Raw genomic sequence first — 16,658 nt, forward strand, 5'->3', positions numbered from 1 at the left:
ATGCTCAAGGCAAATCTTATCGTATTGGCGATCCGCTGCGGAATTTAGGGGTGCTTTTTCCACGATGCTTGCAGATATCGGTTCTTTGGCAGACAAGCTGAAGATCCTCAAACTCAATCAGCGTTTGAAACGCAAATCAATTGCCGAGATCTTTGAAACTCCAGAAAGCACAACACTTGAGTATCTCCAAAACTTTGGGTTCTCTACCAAATCATTACGCGCTTTTTTAAGCCCTTCTTTGCGGGGATATTCCTGGAGCCTGACCTGCGGACTTCAAGCAGAATGTTTGAGTTTGTCTATAAGATGTTTGGGGAAGGCTATGCGACCATCCCTAAAGCGGGTATTGGCGCTATCAGCGAACAATTAAAGAGTAAATTGAGTAACACGGAATTCAGATTCAATACCGAGGTAAAAGCGGTAACTACGGATCATATTGAATTGAGCTCCGGAGAGCATTTGGCGCATAGGGGTCTTATCCTTACGAGTAATACAGCTTCTCTGGTATCTGGATTGGAACTTTCCAATAACGCTTGGAAATCTTGCATGTGTATCTATTTTGAGGTGGATCAAACTAACATCCCTAAAGAGACCATCGCTTTGGTGTCTGATTCTGGTAAATACACCAACAACCTTTATGCCTATACCGATGCCACCTCTGAAAAAACGATTTTATCCGTCACCGTGCTTGAGTATAGCGACGTTTCAGTCCAGCAACTCCTTGAAGCTGTTGAGACCGAGGTAAAACAGTATACAGGCGCAAAGCAAGTAACTTATATTAAGCACTATGATATTGTACAGGCGCTGCCTGATATTCAAGATCTTAAAATGACGATGGCTCCAGAGAGCACTGAAGTTATGGCATCTGTTTTTGTGGCAGGTGATGCACAATTGAACGGTTCTTTAAATGCAGCTATGGAAGCCGGTCGCGTAGCTGCTCAGGCGCTGCTCTCTAAATCATAATTCTTTAAACTCATGCGAAACAGATTAATACTGATTCTTTGTCTTGTTTTATTCGGAGCTGATCTGCACAGTCAAAATGCCAAGGAGCCACTGCGTGTTGGAGTGATTGGCTTAACACATACCCATGTGCATTGGATCTTTGGCAGCGAGCCTCGTGGTGATATTAAAATTGTAGGCATTGTAGAACCTAACCGAGAACTGGCCCAGCGCTATGCAGACCAATACAACTTTTCCATGGATAAGGTCTATGATACCATGGATGAACTTTTCAACAATACCCAACCAGAGGCGGTTACGGCTTTTGGAACCATCTATGCGCACTTAGAGGTAGTAGAGGCTGCAGCGCCTCTTGGAATACACGTCATGGTAGAAAAGCCTTTGGCGGTAAGTATGGAGCACGCCTTAAAGATGAAGGCCTTGCAGAAAAGTACGGCATTCATCTGCTAACTAATTATGAGACCACCTGGTACCCAACTACCCACAAGGCTTACGAGCTTGTTAAGGCAGAGAACAGAATAGGTTCCATTAGAAAGATCATGGTTCATGACGGTCACAAAGGGCCTAAAAAGATCGGGGTCAATAAAGAGTTTCTGGATTGGTTGACCGATCCTGTTTTAAACGGCGGAGGCGCTGAAATTGATTTTGGTTGCTACGGCGCTAACCTCTTGACCTGGTTTATGGATGGTCAAAGACCCAACAGTGTGACTGCTATTTCTACACAATTACAGGCAGAGAACAATCCCAAGGTTCAAGATGAATCCATTATACTTTTGCAGTATGATGATGCGGTAGCAATTATTCAAGGCTCTTGGAACTGGCCTATCGGTAGAAAGGACATGGAGATCTACGGTCTGGAGGGTGTGGTCTATGCAGACAACAGACACGATTTGAGAATCCGGATTTCTGAAGGCTATGACGGTTATGATGAAGAGGTGTTAAAACTAGAAGAACGTGCCGCTCCCTATGATGATCCTTTTGCACTTTTCACGGCAGTAATTAGAGGCGAGGTGGAACTGCCAGCCTATGATCTAAACTCTTTGGAAAACAATTTGTTGGTGGTAGAGATCTTAGAAGCAGCCAAAGAGAGTGCTGCTCAGAATAAGACTATAGAATTACAAGAGTAGAATTTAACTATGCAGAGAATTCAAGAAATTGTGGATATCGCTTTGGCCAAGATGGCTGAGGCAAAAGTTCAAATGATGTTCCCCGGACCCATACCAGAGGCCATGCAGGATCCGACCATTGAGCCTTCTAATGATTGGCGGGGTTGGAAACCAATCCCAAGTGTTTTGACGGATCAAGATCTGACGGTCGTTGAAACAAAAATTGGACATGCCTTACCCGAGTCGTATAAGAGCTTTCTAAAGCACAAACACTTTTATGAGTTGAGCATAGAAGATAAAGACGTTAACTTCCCGAGTCACTTGCCAGATAAGGAACTGAATTTCCTTTTAGAATTGGTTTTTAACGCGATAGTACCCGATCGAATTATAGGGAAGGGTTATATCTATTTTGCAGATTTTCAGGACTATGGCTTGCTGTGTTTTGATACCAATATGAGTGCAGAGAACAACGATTACCCTGTGGTTTATATTGATATTGATGATCTGAATACAGCCCATCGCTACGCAGATAATTTTTTGGATTTACTGGAAGGAGATTCGCAGCGCGGCAACCGATTCGTGGAGTATTTGAATGGTATGGTTTAGTTGAATTAGTCTTATGAACACAACACACTCGGTCTCCGACGGCCTTAAAAACGCCATACGATTCTTTACGTATTACTTTTCCAATCAAAGCTTAGCTTTTGTCACTGGGGTTTCCAAATTGAACGCTGTGCCTTATGTTGAGCTTTTGCATGAGAATCCGTCAAACGTAGAGATGATGTATAGCATTTTCACCAATAACATTCAGATGGACGCAGCCGGAAACGTGCTTAACTTTGAGCACAGCGCCAAGCGGGCAGCTCAGTTTATAGCCACTTGCATTTATTTTGAGGAAGGTCCGTATATTGTTGAACCACCCTTTGAAGAGTGGGAGATAACACTGTATTAATCTATCCAGTGCTTTTTAATGGAATATAATTCCACTAAATTAGAGGTGACAGTATAATAGATTCAATCTCCATGATAAAAAATATACTTACTACAGCATTAATATTGATGAGTCTTAGTTTAAGTGGGCAAACTTCTGCAAGCGTGCTGGCTGATGAACTTCTCTTGCCAAACACAGGTGGTGCCTTACGCGGAACAGAGTTTTATTCCGATGTCAACGGTGTAAAGAAAGTCGAATCGAGACGCTCTAATATTGAACTTTATGAGGAAGACAAACAAGCTGATGGAGCACTTTATTTGTACTATGAGCTCGTGCTGAGCAACGGCAAAACTGCAGATATAGATTATCATTTTGATGCCAGCGGTAATCTGTTTTCGCTTTCAACCAATACCTACACAGAATCAGACCAGCAGGCTCAGGTGCTCTACGACCACTTGCTGAGTTATTTGAAGAGCAACTTTAAAAGCACAGGCACTGATAATGAAGGTTGGCAAACCTTTGAAGGCCGTAGACAGAATTACACCTACAAGCTTTATATCAAAATGAAGGAGCAGGGCATGTGGACAAAAAGCAAATACGTCGGTTTTGATATGGCCGTTGTGCGGTAGTAGTTTAGCGTCTAAGAAATCCCCAGATTTATTTATCTTTAGACTCTCATCCCACCCAATTTTAACGTCAAATTACCTGATCTAGGCTTTGCGCCACGCAATTGCTGTGGCTAATTCTATTTGTGGGTGTTTGAGAAATTCAAAACAAAATGCATTTAAAAAAACTCTTTGCCTTTTTATTGATTCCGCTATTGGCCTGTACAAATGATCCTTATGATACCAGTACTCCAGAGAATTTTGTCATCGCCCTTGGTCAGGTAAGCCAACAACCAGAGGATCACAACCCTTTGCCGTATTTCTATGAGGAAGCCTCTGCGGCTGCTATATTGCGATTTGATCAAATGGGAATGGCGACTTCTGAAGCTTTTGTAAGTTTTAAAAATAGCCTGGCTGAGCAATTTCCAGGCCACGTAAAAAGAAACCTAGAGGGGCGTATTGTGGTCTCGCTTGATGGATTTGCAGGGATGAAAACCCGTACCTTCAACTTTAGCGCAACCCTTATCGGCCCGCAATTAAAAGCTCGCACCGCCGCCGACTACGAGTTTATAGGAGCTACAGAGCCAGATGCTGAGGGCGTGGTGCAGCTAACACTAAAAATGGAAGGTGTTCAGCGCACGCTGCCAATAAAGAAAACAGCAGCCGGCTATCGTATGTTTTTAGCTCCGGAGATGATAGAGGGCATTGACAAGAATCTTAAAACAATAGAAAATCTTCAAGCGGTCTTTGTTGGTGCAAACAAACAATTACTGGGTGGAACTATCAATGAAAATAATTTTGAGTCTGAACTCGAAACCATCCATAATGCCTACGCTCAGGCTTTAAACGGAATGTGATCTGTAGTCTAAAACTATTAGGTCTTTTATGTATCTTTAGGTAGACGCACAGAAGGACTACCACGATGATTAAAGATAAATTGGACTACAGTGTTTCGCTGCGGATGCAAGGACTAGGCTCCAGCGAGATCCGAGCTAAGATGGAGCAGGAGGGGTTCTCAGAAGCGCAGATTGAATACTACCTCAAAAAGTCCGATGAGGTTTTCCTTTCTGAATCCATCAATTATAGACGCAATCGGGCTAAGCGCGGTCCCAAACGCGGTTTAAAGACCTTTGCATTATTTACCAGTTTGGGAATGTTACTTCTGGTTTTTTACGGTTATTACGGCATTGGACTTTTGGGTTTATTTTTTTGTTGGACTTTAGTGCGTTACAGTTCTTTTAATCGCTAAAGGCGTCTTATCTTAGTTGCAAATCCCAGTTATCTTGATCCAAAAACAAGCGCTTTCCATACGTTGCGATGATAATTTTGAACTTTCGGGTATGCTTTATACTTCGGATGAGGTAAAGGCAGCCGTGATGATCGCCCCGGCCACCGGAATCAAAAAAGAGTTTTACGCATCCTTTGCTACGCATTTAGCGAAAAATGGCTTTGCTACTTTGACCTTTGACAACCGAGGCATTGGAGGCTCTAAAGGGGATTCGTTGAACGGGGTAAATGCTTCGCTCATAAATTGGGGTAAGTTGGACCTTTCGGCAGCCTTAAATACGCTTAAGGAGCAGTTGCCAAATACGAACTATCATCTGGTAGGGCATAGCGCTGGCGGGCAACTTGTGGGTTTGATGGACAATGCGCATGACCTAAGCTCCATGTTCAACTTTGGAAGCTCCTCGGGCAGTTTGCATTACGCGAAGTATCCATTTAAACTGATGTCTGCCTTTTTTCTGAATTTTTATATCCCCACAAGCAATTTGCTTTTTGGGCACACCAAGTCACAATGGGTTGGCATGGGAGAGCCGCTTCCAAAACTGGTCGGAAAGCAATGGTCTCAGTGGTGTAACGGTAAAGGTTATGTCAAGGTTGCGCTCGATAGGGAAGATCTCAATCATCATTATGACAGCCTTGAACTGAATTCCATATGGGTACATGCCAGCGATGATGATATTGCCAATTTGGATACGGTTAAGGATATGATCCGAGTATATAGCAAGATCGAATCCAAAATACACACACTAAATCCACAAGAACTCGGTTTTAAAGATATAGGCCATATGAAGTTCTTTAGCAAAAGACGCAAAGTCCTGTGGGACTTGGCCACAGACTGGTTTAATCAGCACTAATACATCCGCCTAAAAACAAATATCCTTAAACCCATTAAACACTATGAACTCCAATACAGACCTAGCGCTATTGTATCTGCGCAAGTATGCGGAAAAAGACCTGCAGGCTATGGAAGACTTATTTGCAGAGGACATTGTACTGCGTGATTGGAAAATACGTGTTGTGGGTAAATCCTTGGCGCTCATAGAAACCAAAAAAAATTTTGAGGCTGCACGTTCGCTCACTATAGACGTATTGGAAACTTATGAAAATGCGGATACGGTCGCGGCAGAGTTGAAAATTGTCGTAAACGATACTGAAGAGCTTTATGTGGTAGATGTGATGCAATTCAATGCTCAAGGCCAGATCAAGGCCATACGTGCTTATTTGGGCAGAGGAGATGACTTACTTACTCAATAAACAGAAGATGAAACCATTTCAGAGAATTATCACCGCAGTCCTACTATTAGTGCTGCTTTGCGCTTTTACCAACACCAGAAAGGAAGTAGTTGTGGAAGGCGTTTGTGTAGGTGCAATTAAACTAGGGATGTCTGTTACAGAAGCTGCGGAGCTGCTGCATGACGAACCTAAACTAATTACATGGAATCAATATTCTTATGAGCATTATTTTCAGCGTGACGGAATTTCGCTTTTTGAGATGCAGGGCGATGAGCAGCATGAGATCTTTGCTATTACGATTCACCCAGATCGTTGGAAAGGGTATACCCAAATGGGCCTCAAAGTGAACAGACGTTTAAGGATCAAAGATGTATTGGCTGTTTATGGAGAACCCGAATGGGGTTATACCATGGATTGCAGCACAGTAGATGCAGAATATGAAGATGTGGGTATTTACTTCACGGTGAACCCGCGTGAGGGCCTATGTGATTCCGATGATGCCGATCACAATACCGTATATTTTGAAGAGCGGGTAAGCGAGTTTACTATTGGCGTTGTAGGCACCGCTTACTAAAGGTGTCTTGAATTTTGATTAACTTATACCATGGGCAATCGTTACGCTTTATTACTTACTGTAGTCTTGACTATTATGTTGACACAAAACACTTCTGGACAAGATCTGAGCGTTCACAAATGGAAACACCGGATCCTAGTTATAAATGCTAATACAGCCGATAATGAGTTGCTTCAAAAACAGTTGGAGCAATTTAAAGGAGCGGAATCGGGGCTCAAAGAGCGCAAGTTGGTCTTTTATATGATTCGTGACTCGGAATATGATTTTGTCGATTATACAGCAGATTCAAACCGCGAAGCTGGTCAGCTAAAGCAGGGATCGATCCAAAGGCTTTTCAAAACTTCCAAAAGCTTTGAAGTACTCTTAATTGGTTTGGACGGAGGCGTAAAACTACGTCAAACAGAAATACTGACGCTCGAAGAATTGTTCAGAACCATTGATGCCATGCCGATGCGCACAAGTGAGCGTAAAAACAATTGATGTTCTTCTTTAAATCGACCTCAACTCAACATCTAATTTCCAGCATAATCAATACTTTTAATATCCGCGCAGAGCAAATTTCGGATCCTATTTTTATACAAAACCCAACATGAACAACCCACGCGTTAAAATCAAAGAAACTCAGATCCTCTCAGACAATTGGTATACACTCAATAAGGTCATTTTTGATTACCAAAATCCAGACGGAACCTGGGAGACCCAAGCCAGAGAAGCCTATGATCGGGGCAACGGCGCGGCTATTTTACTCTATAACAAGGAGCAGGGAACGGTGATCCTTACCCGTCAATTTAGACTGCCTACTTACATCAACGGCAATGATGATGGGATGATGATAGAAGCCTGTGCAGGACTTTTGGATAAGGACAATCCGGAGGATTGCATCAGAAAAGAAACCGAGGAAGAGACCGGCTATAAAATAAGTACGGTTCAAAAAGCGTTCGAGGCTTATATGTCACCGGGTTCGGTCACCGAGATCCTTTATTTCTTTGTGGCGGAGTATGACAACAGCATGAAGGTCAGTGAAGGCGGAGGCTTGGAAGAAGAGCAGGAGAACATAGAGGTTTTAGAGCTCGCTTTTAATGATGCCTTAGCAATGATTGACTCCGGAGAAATCAAGGACGGAAAGACCATTATGTTATTGCAATATGCCAAGATTCATGAGTTACTATAAACCATTATTATGAAAAAACTACTGCTAGGCCTTGGAATCATTGGATTCTTGGTGGGCGGATATTTTACTGCTTATGCCTTGTTGTTTAATGGCGTGAAGGCGCGTCCTATTCAACAAAACGGGCTTTGGGCCAATTATTTTGCACAAGACAACGACCAGGCAAAGACAACAGTAATTTTAATTGGTGGTGGGCAATGGGGCGATTATTGGGCACAATATCTGGCCCAAAACAATATGTATGGACTGTCCTTGCCATACTCAGGTGTTGGAGACTTACCACAACTGCCAGAGGATATAGCCTTGGAATATTTTGAAAAGGCCTTGGATTGGTTAATCGCACAACCCGAAGTAGACCCAGATCGCATTGTGGTGATGGGAGCATCTAGAAATGCGGAGTTGGCTTTGGTGGTAGCCGCAAATTTTCCACAACGGGTAAGCGGTGTAGTGGCCTATGCGCCTAGTTCGGTGAGTTGGTCCAATACCGTCTTGCCTTATAATTCCGATGCACTAAAACCCAGTTGGACCTTTAAGGGACAAGCAATCCCTTTTGTGCCCATGGAAAAAATGCAGGGGGGAAGCGAAGAGCATTTAGACCTCTTGGGATACTGGAACGCAGGATTAGCCAAGGCCAGAAGCTGCTGAAGCTGCCATTGCCGTAGAACAAATAAGAGGTCCTGTATTACTTATCTCTGGGAAGGACGATCAGGTTTGGCCGTCCGCAACTATGGCTGATAGCATAGCAGCTCGATTGGGAAAGTACAATTTTAAATATCCGGTAAAGAATCTACAGTATGAAGCTTCAGGACATTTGATCAGTACCAATCCCGACCAAAAATCTACTTCAAATGCAAGGGCAAATGCGACTCGGAGATAAAATGTACACCTACAATCAGGGCGGTACACCCAGAGGGAGATTTGAATGCCAAGCAGGCTGCGCGAAAAGAACTGCTGCTTTTTTTGCGATCACTTTGATAACTTCTTTCTCATTTACCTTATAACCTGCTATTCAGGCAATCCATTTGACTTGAATTCGTTACTTTTAAAGAGCAACTAACTCCCTGTACTAATTTGCATCAGCTTTGAAGCTTAAAAAATCACATAAACGGATTTTATTGGCACTGATTGCACTCCCAATTTTAATTGTTGGCGGGCTGATTGTTTATGTGCAAAACCATCAAACGGAGATCATTAAAGGGGAGATCGCCAAGCTCAATATGGAGCATCAAGGGCTTTGTCAAAATTGGAGACAGTGAGCTCTCACTTTGGGGAAACTTTCCGGATATTTCCATCAAGGTATATGACGTACAGATCTTTGAGACCAAAGAAGACGGGGCCCCGCTTATAATGGATGTCAAAGACATCTATATTGGTTTTAATCTGTGGGACATAGTCAATGGCAACTACGACATTCAATCCATTTTAGTCGAGGACGGGGTGTTCAACTTGGTGATCCATGAGAACAATACCACCAACATTCAACTGGCTTTAGAAGCACCAACGCCAGCAGATTCAACCACCACCAACATCCACCTGAAAAAAATCAAGTTCAAGAATTTAGATGTGCACACCCTGGATGAGGCCACCAATACAGATGTGGAAAAATTCATTTATTCAGGACAGGGCGGATTCATTCAAAAGGACAGTATTATTGCGGGTCATATCGATACTGAATTAGAGCTGAACGTGATCAAGGATGGCGATACCACCTTTATCCGTAAGAAACATTTTGAGCTCCACACAGACGTCTCTTACAATGAGGATACGGGCATATTGGATATTGAGCCTTCTGGGATCGTAATGGAGAATGGCGATTTTGAGTTGGTCGGGTCTATTGACATTTTGAACGATGTGGATCTGGATCTTACCATCACCGGGACCAAGCCCAATTTTGATATGCTGATTGCCTTTGCACCCGCAGATGTCATCCCCGTTTTTGGAGCGTTACAACAACGCTGGGGAAATTTACTTTTCCGCGACCATAGAAGGAGCGGCCAATTTAGGAAACAGACCTTTTATCAATGCGGAATTTGGAGCTGGGAAGGCCTTTTTAGAGAACAGGGCGAGTGAGAAGAAGATTGATCAAATGGGTTTCAAAGGTCATTTTACCAACGGAGCCAATCGGGATGCCAGCACCATGGAGTTTTCCATAACAGACATGCGTGCCAGTTTGGAAAAAAGGCGATTTTGAAGGATCGCTCTTTGTAAAGAATTTCAACGCGCCAGAGGTGGATATGCAGGTCAATTCCAATTTTAACCTGGACTTTATCACTGACTTCTTTGAACTGGAGCAGGTACAAAATGCAAGCGGGAGTGTCTCCTTAGAGATGAACTTCCACGACATCATTGATATTGATCATCCAGAGAATGCTTTGCAGCAACTCAATCAAGCTTATTTTGCCGCTTTAAAGGTGGAGAATCTCAGTTTGGATGCCAAGCAGTTCCCCGCGCCCTTAGACAGTTTGAATGTGGATCTGGTCATGAATGGTAAAGAGGCCACCCTCAAACAGTTTGAAATGTATATGGGTAATTCTGATTTGTCCATAAGCGGATTCTTGTCAGACCTACCTGCTATAGTTCATCATACCGATACACCGGTGGATGTGCATTTAGACATTCTTTCAAAGAAGCTCGACATTGCTCAGCTCAGCGGATTTAGTGCACAAGATTCAATTGCCAAGGGGATCGACGAACAGATCGAGAACATGAGCCTGGGCTTATCCTTTAAAGCTGCGGCACGGGATTTCACAGAATCGGAGTTTCTGCCCAAAGGAGAATTCTTTGTAGACAGTCTTAATGCCAACTTAAAACACTATCCACATAAACTGCACGATTTTCACGCGGACATCTTAATCGATGAAGCAGATTTAAAAATTGTAGATTTTACTGGATTTATTGATGATAGCGATTTTCATTTTGACGGACTGATTCACGATTTTGCCTTTTGGATGCAACCAGAGCTCAATGGAGATGTGGATTTGGACATCAACCTGACTTCCAAGAAACTGCGTTTAGAGGACGTCTTCTCTTATAAAGGAGAAAATTATGTGCCTGAGGATTACCGCCACGAGATCTTTGATGATCTGGCCTTGCATTTTACTTCAAGTATGCACTACAAGGATTCTACACTGCATTCTATTGAATTGGCCTTGGATAAATTAGACACCAAGATGGAGGTGCATCCGTTGCGCTTTACCAATTTTAGGGGAGACATCCTTTATGAAGACGAGCATTTGCTGGTCAAAGGATTTCACGGAGAGATCGGTTCTACAAACTTCAATTTTGATCTGAATTACTATTTGGGTGAGGATGCAGCAGTTAAACAACAGGACAATTATCTTTTTGTCAAGGCCAACTATATCGACTTTGATGAACTGTTCAATTTTCAATTCACCGAGGTTGAACCTGCGACGAACACCAACCCAACAACAGCTGATGTTCCCGAGCATGCAGAAGCATTCAATATCTATGAGTTGCCCTTTACAGATATGCGTTTTAAGGCGGATATTGGTCACTTCATTTACCACAAGATCGATCTTCAAAACATCAAAGCAGAACTCAGAACCACACCTGATCACTATATCTATGTAGATACTTTGAATATGGACGCCGCAGGAGGAAACATTAGACTTAGCGGCTATTTCAATGGAAGCGATCCAGAGCATATCTACGTACAACCCAACTTGGTAATGAGCAATGTGGAATTGGATAAGCTGCTTTTCAAATTTGAAAACTTCGGGCAAGATTATCTGGTCTCTGAAAACCTTATGGGAAGACTTACCTCTACCATCAGCGGGAAGATTAGAATCTATCCAGATATGGTTGCAGATTTGGACCAATCAGAGATCAATATGGAGGTTGAGGTTTTAGATGGGCGTCTGCGAGATTTTGACCCGATGTTGGCCCTGTCTGATTATATGGGTGATAAGAATTTGAGAAACATCCGCTTTGATACGCTGCAAAATAGTCTGTCGGTGAATCGAGGTACCATCAACATTCCCAACATGACCATTGAATCTTCTCTTGGGCATATGGAGCTTTCGGGCACTCATGACAGCGATCAAAACATAGATTACTCCTTGCGAATTCCTTGGAAGACCGTCAGGAAAGCCGCTTGGCAAAAGATCTTTGGCAGCCGTCGCGATTCGGTGTCAGACCCCATGAAAGAAGATGAGATCGTAGAGGTAGACCCCAAGCGTAAAACGAAATTTCTCAGTGTTCAGATTGTTGGGAATATTGAAGACTATGAGGTTTCTCTAGGGAAGAAGAAGGCTTGACACTTTTAGTTTGCACATGCATCAATAAATACCATTCAATTTGAATAACAAACAAACCTATTGGACCGGGATTATTGGAATCACCTTGTTTGCCATTGCCACTGCAGTGGGAGGGATGCTTGTTCCGGGCTATGATCTCATGAGTCAACTCATCAGCGAGTCTTATGCAATTGATACTCAGTATGGCATTTATTTACGGTTTTTAGCATACATCCCCAGCGGATTATTGATCGCTTGGTTCTGTTTTACCGCAAGAAAGTATTACCCTAGGACTCGTGGGCTAAATGCCGGTTTTTTGGGCGTTGGCATCTTTTACGGTTTGGCTACGGTTATGGTGGCTCTTTTTCCTTGTGATGCCGGTTGCAATAAAGAATTGATCGATCCCAGTATTTCACAGCTCATTCATAGTTTAGTGGGGTTGTTGACGTATTTATTTGTGCCGATTTGCTTGATGATCATTGGCTGGGAACTTAATAAACTGAAGTCGGTTAAGCGTTTAAGTCAGTTTTCAGTAGTAGCAGGAATCCTCACTTTAGGACTTGTATTGGTTTTGCTTGCCATGCCGCAATCGACCTATATTGGATTTATTCAAAGGATCATTGAACTGCTCTTTATGTTATGGATTTTCTTTTGTGCCAGTACGCTTTATAAAACTGAAGGGGTTTAGCCACGGGAGAAGATTATGCTGCGGATTTGATCATGTACACAGTTTTAGTGTTTGCATACGTGGGTGTATATCGTTGGATTACTACCCGAAATGATGGAAAGAGGCATCTTCAAACTAAAATCCTTACCGTAATTTGTGTACTCCTAGTGTTCTTTTTCTTTATTGGTCCCTTATTCAAGTGACGAAATTCAATATCTAGTAGATGCCTACGTTTAAGTTGGAGCAGAAGTTGCTGAGCATACAGGCAGATACAATAACCAAATAGCATGAAAGCTAATCAAAACCTAGCCTCGATCTTTCGTTGGCTTCCTTCCTTATTACTTTGTTTAATCTATGTGCCTAATGCTCTGGATAAAATCTTTAATGCGGATCAGGCTGGGAAAGTTGTAGACAGTCCAGCAATAATGATTGCAACTGGAATTTTCTTATTGATCGCGACAGTCTTGTTTCTTCTTCCAAGAACAGTCCTTTATGGCGCAGCATTGCTGGTCCTTTATATGAGTTTAATTACAGGAATTCATCTTTACAAAGGAAAACCTCATGAAGTTGTACTGTTGATTGTCATTGCGACAGTTTTTGCTGCTCACCTTCGAAATCCAGTTTTTAAGGCAAAAGCAGAATAATAGACGGCATAAAATTGCTTTACTAGATTTTTATTCTAGAACTCGATTCCTTATTTAGTTTAATTCTACTTTAATTATTCCTTATCTTGCAGTTGATAGCATGATTGTAGGTTCATGGGTCGTTAAATAAGTTTGGGACTAACGTGCTTCGCTTCCCTGTAAGCAGTATTCTAAACTTTGATTCAGAAGATTCGGTAGCAATTCGAACCCTCGGCTATTTTACATACCCCCCATTTTATTGGAGCCATTCCTGTGTGGCTTAATCAGGTAGTTATACTGCCTAATGTAGTTGAACTAATTTTTTAATTAGAGTAAAGCATGGACCATTATTTAAAGAAAGAGCTTTATGATTTAGTTAAAAAAGACTCGAGAATCTTTGATTTCATTCAGAAGGGATCTCTCGATGGTATTTGGTATTGGGACCTCGAAAACCCAGAGGTAGAATGGATGAGCTCTAAATTCTGGACGGAGTTGGGCTATGATCCGGCCTTAATGCCACATGAAGCTTCTGCCTGGCGCGATATCATCAACCAGGATGATTTAAAAATCGCTGGAGAAATGCTGAACAGGCATTTTGAAAACCCACAAATTCCATACGATCAAATTGTGCGCTACACCCACAAAGACGGATCAACGGTATACATACGTTGTCGGGGAATGATGATTAGCGATGAATCGGGTAAGCCCATTCGCATGCTCGGTGCACACAACAATATAACTTCAGTGGTTAACTATACCTCAGAACGGGAGTCGAGCCAACGCCTTATTGATTTGAACACCGCCTTAATTAATAAAAACAAGGAATTGGAGCAGTTTACCTATATCGCTTCTCACGATCTACAGGAACCTTTGAACTCCATATTGTCCTTCTCCAAACTACTTCAAGAAGAGATTGATAGCTCTAATGATTTAGTGAACGAATGTTTACAGGTAATTCAGGGATCTGCTTACAGAATGAAAGATTTTATTACTTCTCTCTTGGAGTATTCTCGAATCGGACGCGAAACAGAAATGACCGAGGTAGATGTTTGCGGACTTATTGAAGAAATAAAAATTGACCTGAACGATACCATTGTAAGTTCCCAAGCAGTAGTGGCTTACATTGGTGAATCAGTAAAGATAAAAGCTTACAGAAGTGATTTGCATCGTTTGTTTTTGAATATCATTCAAAACGGTATCAAGTATACTGCGCCAGATACAGATCCTTTTGTTGAAATAAACATGGAAGAAAGTGACACCCACTATACTTTCTCCATTAGTGATAACGGCATAGGAATTCCAGAGGAACATTTTGGAAAAATCTTTGACGTTTTTAAGCGGTTGCATAACCGCGCTGAGTACCCGGGTACGGGAATTGGATTGTCTCACTGTAAAAAAGTGGTTGAGTTGCACCGCGGCGAGCTCTGGCTCACTTCGGAAGTAGGTAAGGGCTCCACTTTTTATTTTACCATCCCTAAATAGTACTTATGAAAAGATTAAAACGAATCATGTTGGTCGATGATGATCACAACACCAATTTCTTCAACAAGCTTATGCTGACCAGGAATGATGTTACTGAAGAGATTGTGGCATTTGAAAATCCGATTGAAGGTCTTGAATACTTAAAGGCAGGAGAGGAGCAGGTTGATCTGTTGTTCCTAGACATTAATATGCCAGTCATGGACGGATGGGAGTTTTTAGAGAACTTTGAAGTCCTTGAGCAAACTGGCGGAAAAAATTTGGTGGTAGTTATGTTGAGCACTTCGCTCAATCCAGAAGACATTGAGCGTGCTCATCAGTCAAGAACCGTGGTCAAATACATCAACAAGCCTTTGGATCATATGACCATCCAAGAAGTCATGAATGTGTTTGATTAATTTCCCTAACTTCGGCCCATGGCCAAAGAGAAATCCTTCTTAAAGACCTTATTAGAGATCATTACTCAGATCTTTGAGGCGACCCAGAAAAATTCACGTCCGCGTACCTGGCACCAGCACGTTGTTCCTTATGAAGACGGATGGGCGGTACGCCGAGAAGGAAATAAGCGAATTACTTCAAAACACCGAAAACAAAGTACAGCGATCAATCGCGCTAAAAGTATTGCGCGTAAAAAGAAGGCCGATGTGATCATTCACCGCAAAGATGGCGGAATTCGAGACCGAATCAGCTTTGATGATTAACTAGTCGGTCCAGCCGCGTTTCGCATAGACCTTATCGCGGATATTACTAAAACTCTCCAAGTGGACCTTATAATTCTCAGGGCTTAAAAAGTCCTTCATGTCTGCATTTAAGCGCGTCACCAGATCGTCAAATTTTTGCTTTTGTTCTGCGTCGGTATAGCCGTATTTAGGCAGAGCGAGCTTGGTCATTTTGTAAGTGTAGAAGGTAAGCAGAGTATAGTAATCATCTTGTTGGTCCTCTGCCAACTCCATTTTTAGGACTTGCTCATAATACCACAAACGCAAAAATCCTTTGTCTTTGTCAGTAAAGATAGCTTCGTACTGTTGGGTCTCCGCGGTTTCGTCCTGAGCAGATACAAGAGTCGGTAAAGCGAATAGGGTAACTAAAAGGCAAAATATTTTTAGTGTTTTCATATGGGTTGGCTCGATTTTTATCTTCTGAAGTTACAAAAATTATGTTCTTCTTTCTATTTAATTGCCCTACGGACATTCACTTTCAATGCCTTAGTATCGTCTTGCCTGAAAGGATATCAGCTGTTTTTTGAATAACAATTAATTCGTACCTTATAGTTGGCATATAATTTGTTATGAATTTAAGTGTAAATCCATGCGTATGGGGCAAAAACTAGCCATCAAATTGCTGCTTTTATCGGGTATTCTTGCGGGAGTCATTAGCTGTCAGGTTTATACAGTCAGCCCCGAAAGTTTTAAAATTCAAATGCTAGAGTATCCTGTATTTACGCAGCTCGACTCTACAGATAGCCTGTATCTGGGCCCCGTGTATTTTTATGCTTACGACATGGAATACGTCTTTGTCAAAGACAAGAATGGCCAGTCAAAATTTTTACAGAACAATCCCACCATAGAAGCCCGTATATACGAGTATAACGGGCGTAAATCAGTGTTTTATTTTGATACTATGGAGCTTAAAAATGATAGTTTAAGCGGTATTAGAAGCTTCTTGAATCCGGAGCGTAATGATATTAGTATTCCTTTCGATTCTATTGAGCGCATTGAAATTCAGAACAACAAAAAGAAATTCTATTTTGTTGAGGAGGAATTCACTCCTTGATA

At 42.1% G+C, this 16,658-nt stretch carries 24 protein-coding genes and 1 pseudogene; 24 read left to right on the forward strand and 1 reads right to left on the reverse strand.

Annotated features, from left to right (window positions below; translation table 11 throughout):
* The 23 genes and pseudogenes from ACSLP7_RS09480 to ACSLP7_RS09590 form a co-directional block, all read left to right on the forward strand.
* Window positions 1-367, forward strand: a pseudogene (locus tag ACSLP7_RS09480) (hypothetical protein); the annotation flags it as partial.
* The gene (locus ACSLP7_RS09485) at window positions 265-960 is read left to right on the forward strand and encodes an FAD-dependent oxidoreductase (protein WP_435579167.1); all 696 of its coding nucleotides are present in this window, start codon (window positions 265-267) and stop codon (window positions 958-960) included. The pseudogene ACSLP7_RS09480 and the gene ACSLP7_RS09485, both read left to right, overlap by 103 nt.
* A gap of 12 nt (window positions 961-972) precedes the next feature.
* Entirely contained in the window at window positions 973-1,407 is a 435-nt protein-coding gene (locus ACSLP7_RS09490) for a Gfo/Idh/MocA family protein (protein ID WP_435579077.1), read from the forward strand.
* Between the two features lie 89 nt (window positions 1,408-1,496).
* Window positions 1,497-2,084 (forward strand): Gfo/Idh/MocA family protein, encoded by a 588-nt coding sequence (locus ACSLP7_RS09495; RefSeq protein ID WP_435579078.1) that lies wholly within the window; start codon window positions 1,497-1,499, stop codon window positions 2,082-2,084.
* Window positions 2,085-2,093: 9 nt separating this feature from the next.
* On the forward strand, window positions 2,094-2,669 hold the full coding sequence (locus tag ACSLP7_RS09500; RefSeq protein WP_435579079.1) for an SMI1/KNR4 family protein: 576 nt from the start codon (window positions 2,094-2,096) through the stop codon (window positions 2,667-2,669).
* 13 nt (window positions 2,670-2,682) lie between these two features.
* Window positions 2,683-3,015, forward strand: a complete 333-nt coding sequence (locus ACSLP7_RS09505) for a DUF7677 family protein (RefSeq protein WP_435579080.1) — start codon at window positions 2,683-2,685, stop codon at window positions 3,013-3,015.
* Window positions 3,016-3,086: 71 nt separating this feature from the next.
* Window positions 3,087-3,623, forward strand: coding sequence for a hypothetical protein (locus ACSLP7_RS09510; protein ID WP_435579081.1), 537 nt, complete (start codon window positions 3,087-3,089; stop codon window positions 3,621-3,623).
* A 149-nt stretch (window positions 3,624-3,772) separates the two neighbouring features.
* Window positions 3,773-4,456 (forward strand): hypothetical protein, encoded by a 684-nt coding sequence (locus tag ACSLP7_RS09515; RefSeq protein WP_435579082.1) that lies wholly within the window; start codon window positions 3,773-3,775, stop codon window positions 4,454-4,456.
* A gap of 65 nt (window positions 4,457-4,521) precedes the next feature.
* A complete protein-coding gene (locus ACSLP7_RS09520) occupies window positions 4,522-4,848 on the forward strand; it encodes a hypothetical protein (protein ID WP_435579083.1) in 327 nt (108 codons plus the stop codon).
* Window positions 4,849-4,882: 34 nt separating this feature from the next.
* The gene (locus ACSLP7_RS09525; RefSeq protein ID WP_435579084.1) at window positions 4,883-5,737 is read left to right on the forward strand and encodes an alpha/beta hydrolase family protein; all 855 of its coding nucleotides are present in this window, start codon (window positions 4,883-4,885) and stop codon (window positions 5,735-5,737) included.
* Window positions 5,738-5,780: 43 nt separating this feature from the next.
* Window positions 5,781-6,137: a nuclear transport factor 2 family protein gene (locus ACSLP7_RS09530; protein WP_435579085.1), complete on the forward strand. Its 357-nt coding sequence runs from the start codon at window positions 5,781-5,783 to the stop codon at window positions 6,135-6,137.
* Window positions 6,138-6,144: 7 nt separating this feature from the next.
* Window positions 6,145-6,690 (forward strand): hypothetical protein, encoded by a 546-nt coding sequence (locus ACSLP7_RS09535; protein ID WP_435579086.1) that lies wholly within the window; start codon window positions 6,145-6,147, stop codon window positions 6,688-6,690.
* Between the two features lie 30 nt (window positions 6,691-6,720).
* Complete coding sequence (locus ACSLP7_RS09540) at window positions 6,721-7,170, forward strand: DUF4174 domain-containing protein (protein WP_435579087.1); 450 nt, start codon at window positions 6,721-6,723, stop codon at window positions 7,168-7,170.
* Between the two features lie 109 nt (window positions 7,171-7,279).
* Window positions 7,280-7,861: a GDP-mannose pyrophosphatase NudK gene (gene nudK / locus ACSLP7_RS09545; RefSeq protein WP_435579088.1), complete on the forward strand. Its 582-nt coding sequence runs from the start codon at window positions 7,280-7,282 to the stop codon at window positions 7,859-7,861.
* Window positions 7,862-7,870: 9 nt separating this feature from the next.
* Window positions 7,871-8,503, forward strand: a complete 633-nt coding sequence (locus ACSLP7_RS09550; protein ID WP_435579089.1) for an alpha/beta hydrolase family protein — start codon at window positions 7,871-7,873, stop codon at window positions 8,501-8,503.
* A 43-nt stretch (window positions 8,504-8,546) separates the two neighbouring features.
* On the forward strand, window positions 8,547-8,735 hold the full coding sequence (locus ACSLP7_RS09555) for an acyl-CoA thioester hydrolase/BAAT C-terminal domain-containing protein (protein WP_435579168.1): 189 nt from the start codon (window positions 8,547-8,549) through the stop codon (window positions 8,733-8,735).
* Between the two features lie 287 nt (window positions 8,736-9,022).
* Window positions 9,023-9,928, forward strand: a complete 906-nt coding sequence (locus ACSLP7_RS09560) for a hypothetical protein (RefSeq protein WP_435579090.1) — start codon at window positions 9,023-9,025, stop codon at window positions 9,926-9,928.
* A 92-nt stretch (window positions 9,929-10,020) separates the two neighbouring features.
* Window positions 10,021-12,135 carry a hypothetical protein gene (locus tag ACSLP7_RS09565; protein WP_435579091.1) on the forward strand — a complete coding sequence of 705 codons (2,115 nt, stop codon included), beginning with the start codon at window positions 10,021-10,023 and terminating at the stop codon, window positions 12,133-12,135.
* A gap of 40 nt (window positions 12,136-12,175) precedes the next feature.
* The gene (locus ACSLP7_RS09570; RefSeq protein WP_435579092.1) at window positions 12,176-12,802 is read left to right on the forward strand and encodes a DUF998 domain-containing protein; all 627 of its coding nucleotides are present in this window, start codon (window positions 12,176-12,178) and stop codon (window positions 12,800-12,802) included.
* Between the two features lie 266 nt (window positions 12,803-13,068).
* Complete coding sequence (locus tag ACSLP7_RS09575; RefSeq protein WP_435579093.1) at window positions 13,069-13,425, forward strand: hypothetical protein; 357 nt, start codon at window positions 13,069-13,071, stop codon at window positions 13,423-13,425.
* Window positions 13,426-13,743: 318 nt separating this feature from the next.
* Window positions 13,744-14,886 (forward strand): sensor histidine kinase, encoded by a 1,143-nt coding sequence (locus ACSLP7_RS09580; RefSeq protein WP_435579094.1) that lies wholly within the window; start codon window positions 13,744-13,746, stop codon window positions 14,884-14,886.
* A 5-nt stretch (window positions 14,887-14,891) separates the two neighbouring features.
* Window positions 14,892-15,281 carry a response regulator gene (locus ACSLP7_RS09585; RefSeq protein WP_435579095.1) on the forward strand — a complete coding sequence of 130 codons (390 nt, stop codon included), beginning with the start codon at window positions 14,892-14,894 and terminating at the stop codon, window positions 15,279-15,281.
* Between the two features lie 18 nt (window positions 15,282-15,299).
* On the forward strand, window positions 15,300-15,584 hold the full coding sequence (locus tag ACSLP7_RS09590; protein WP_435579096.1) for a DUF2188 domain-containing protein: 285 nt from the start codon (window positions 15,300-15,302) through the stop codon (window positions 15,582-15,584).
* On the opposite strand, the gene ACSLP7_RS09595 is transcribed toward ACSLP7_RS09590, so the two are convergent.
* A complete protein-coding gene (locus tag ACSLP7_RS09595) occupies window positions 15,585-15,998 on the reverse strand; it encodes a hypothetical protein (protein WP_435579097.1) in 414 nt (137 codons plus the stop codon). It lies immediately after the preceding gene.
* A gap of 199 nt (window positions 15,999-16,197) precedes the next feature.
* Between ACSLP7_RS09595 and ACSLP7_RS09600 the strand changes: the two genes are divergently transcribed.
* Window positions 16,198-16,656, forward strand: coding sequence for a hypothetical protein (locus tag ACSLP7_RS09600; RefSeq protein ID WP_435579098.1), 459 nt, complete (start codon window positions 16,198-16,200; stop codon window positions 16,654-16,656).
* Window positions 16,657-16,658: the final 2 nt, after the last annotated feature.

This window comes from Gilvibacter sp. (assembly GCF_965601605.1).
In the GTDB taxonomy this organism is placed as follows: Bacteria; Bacteroidota; Bacteroidia; order Flavobacteriales; family Flavobacteriaceae; genus Gilvibacter.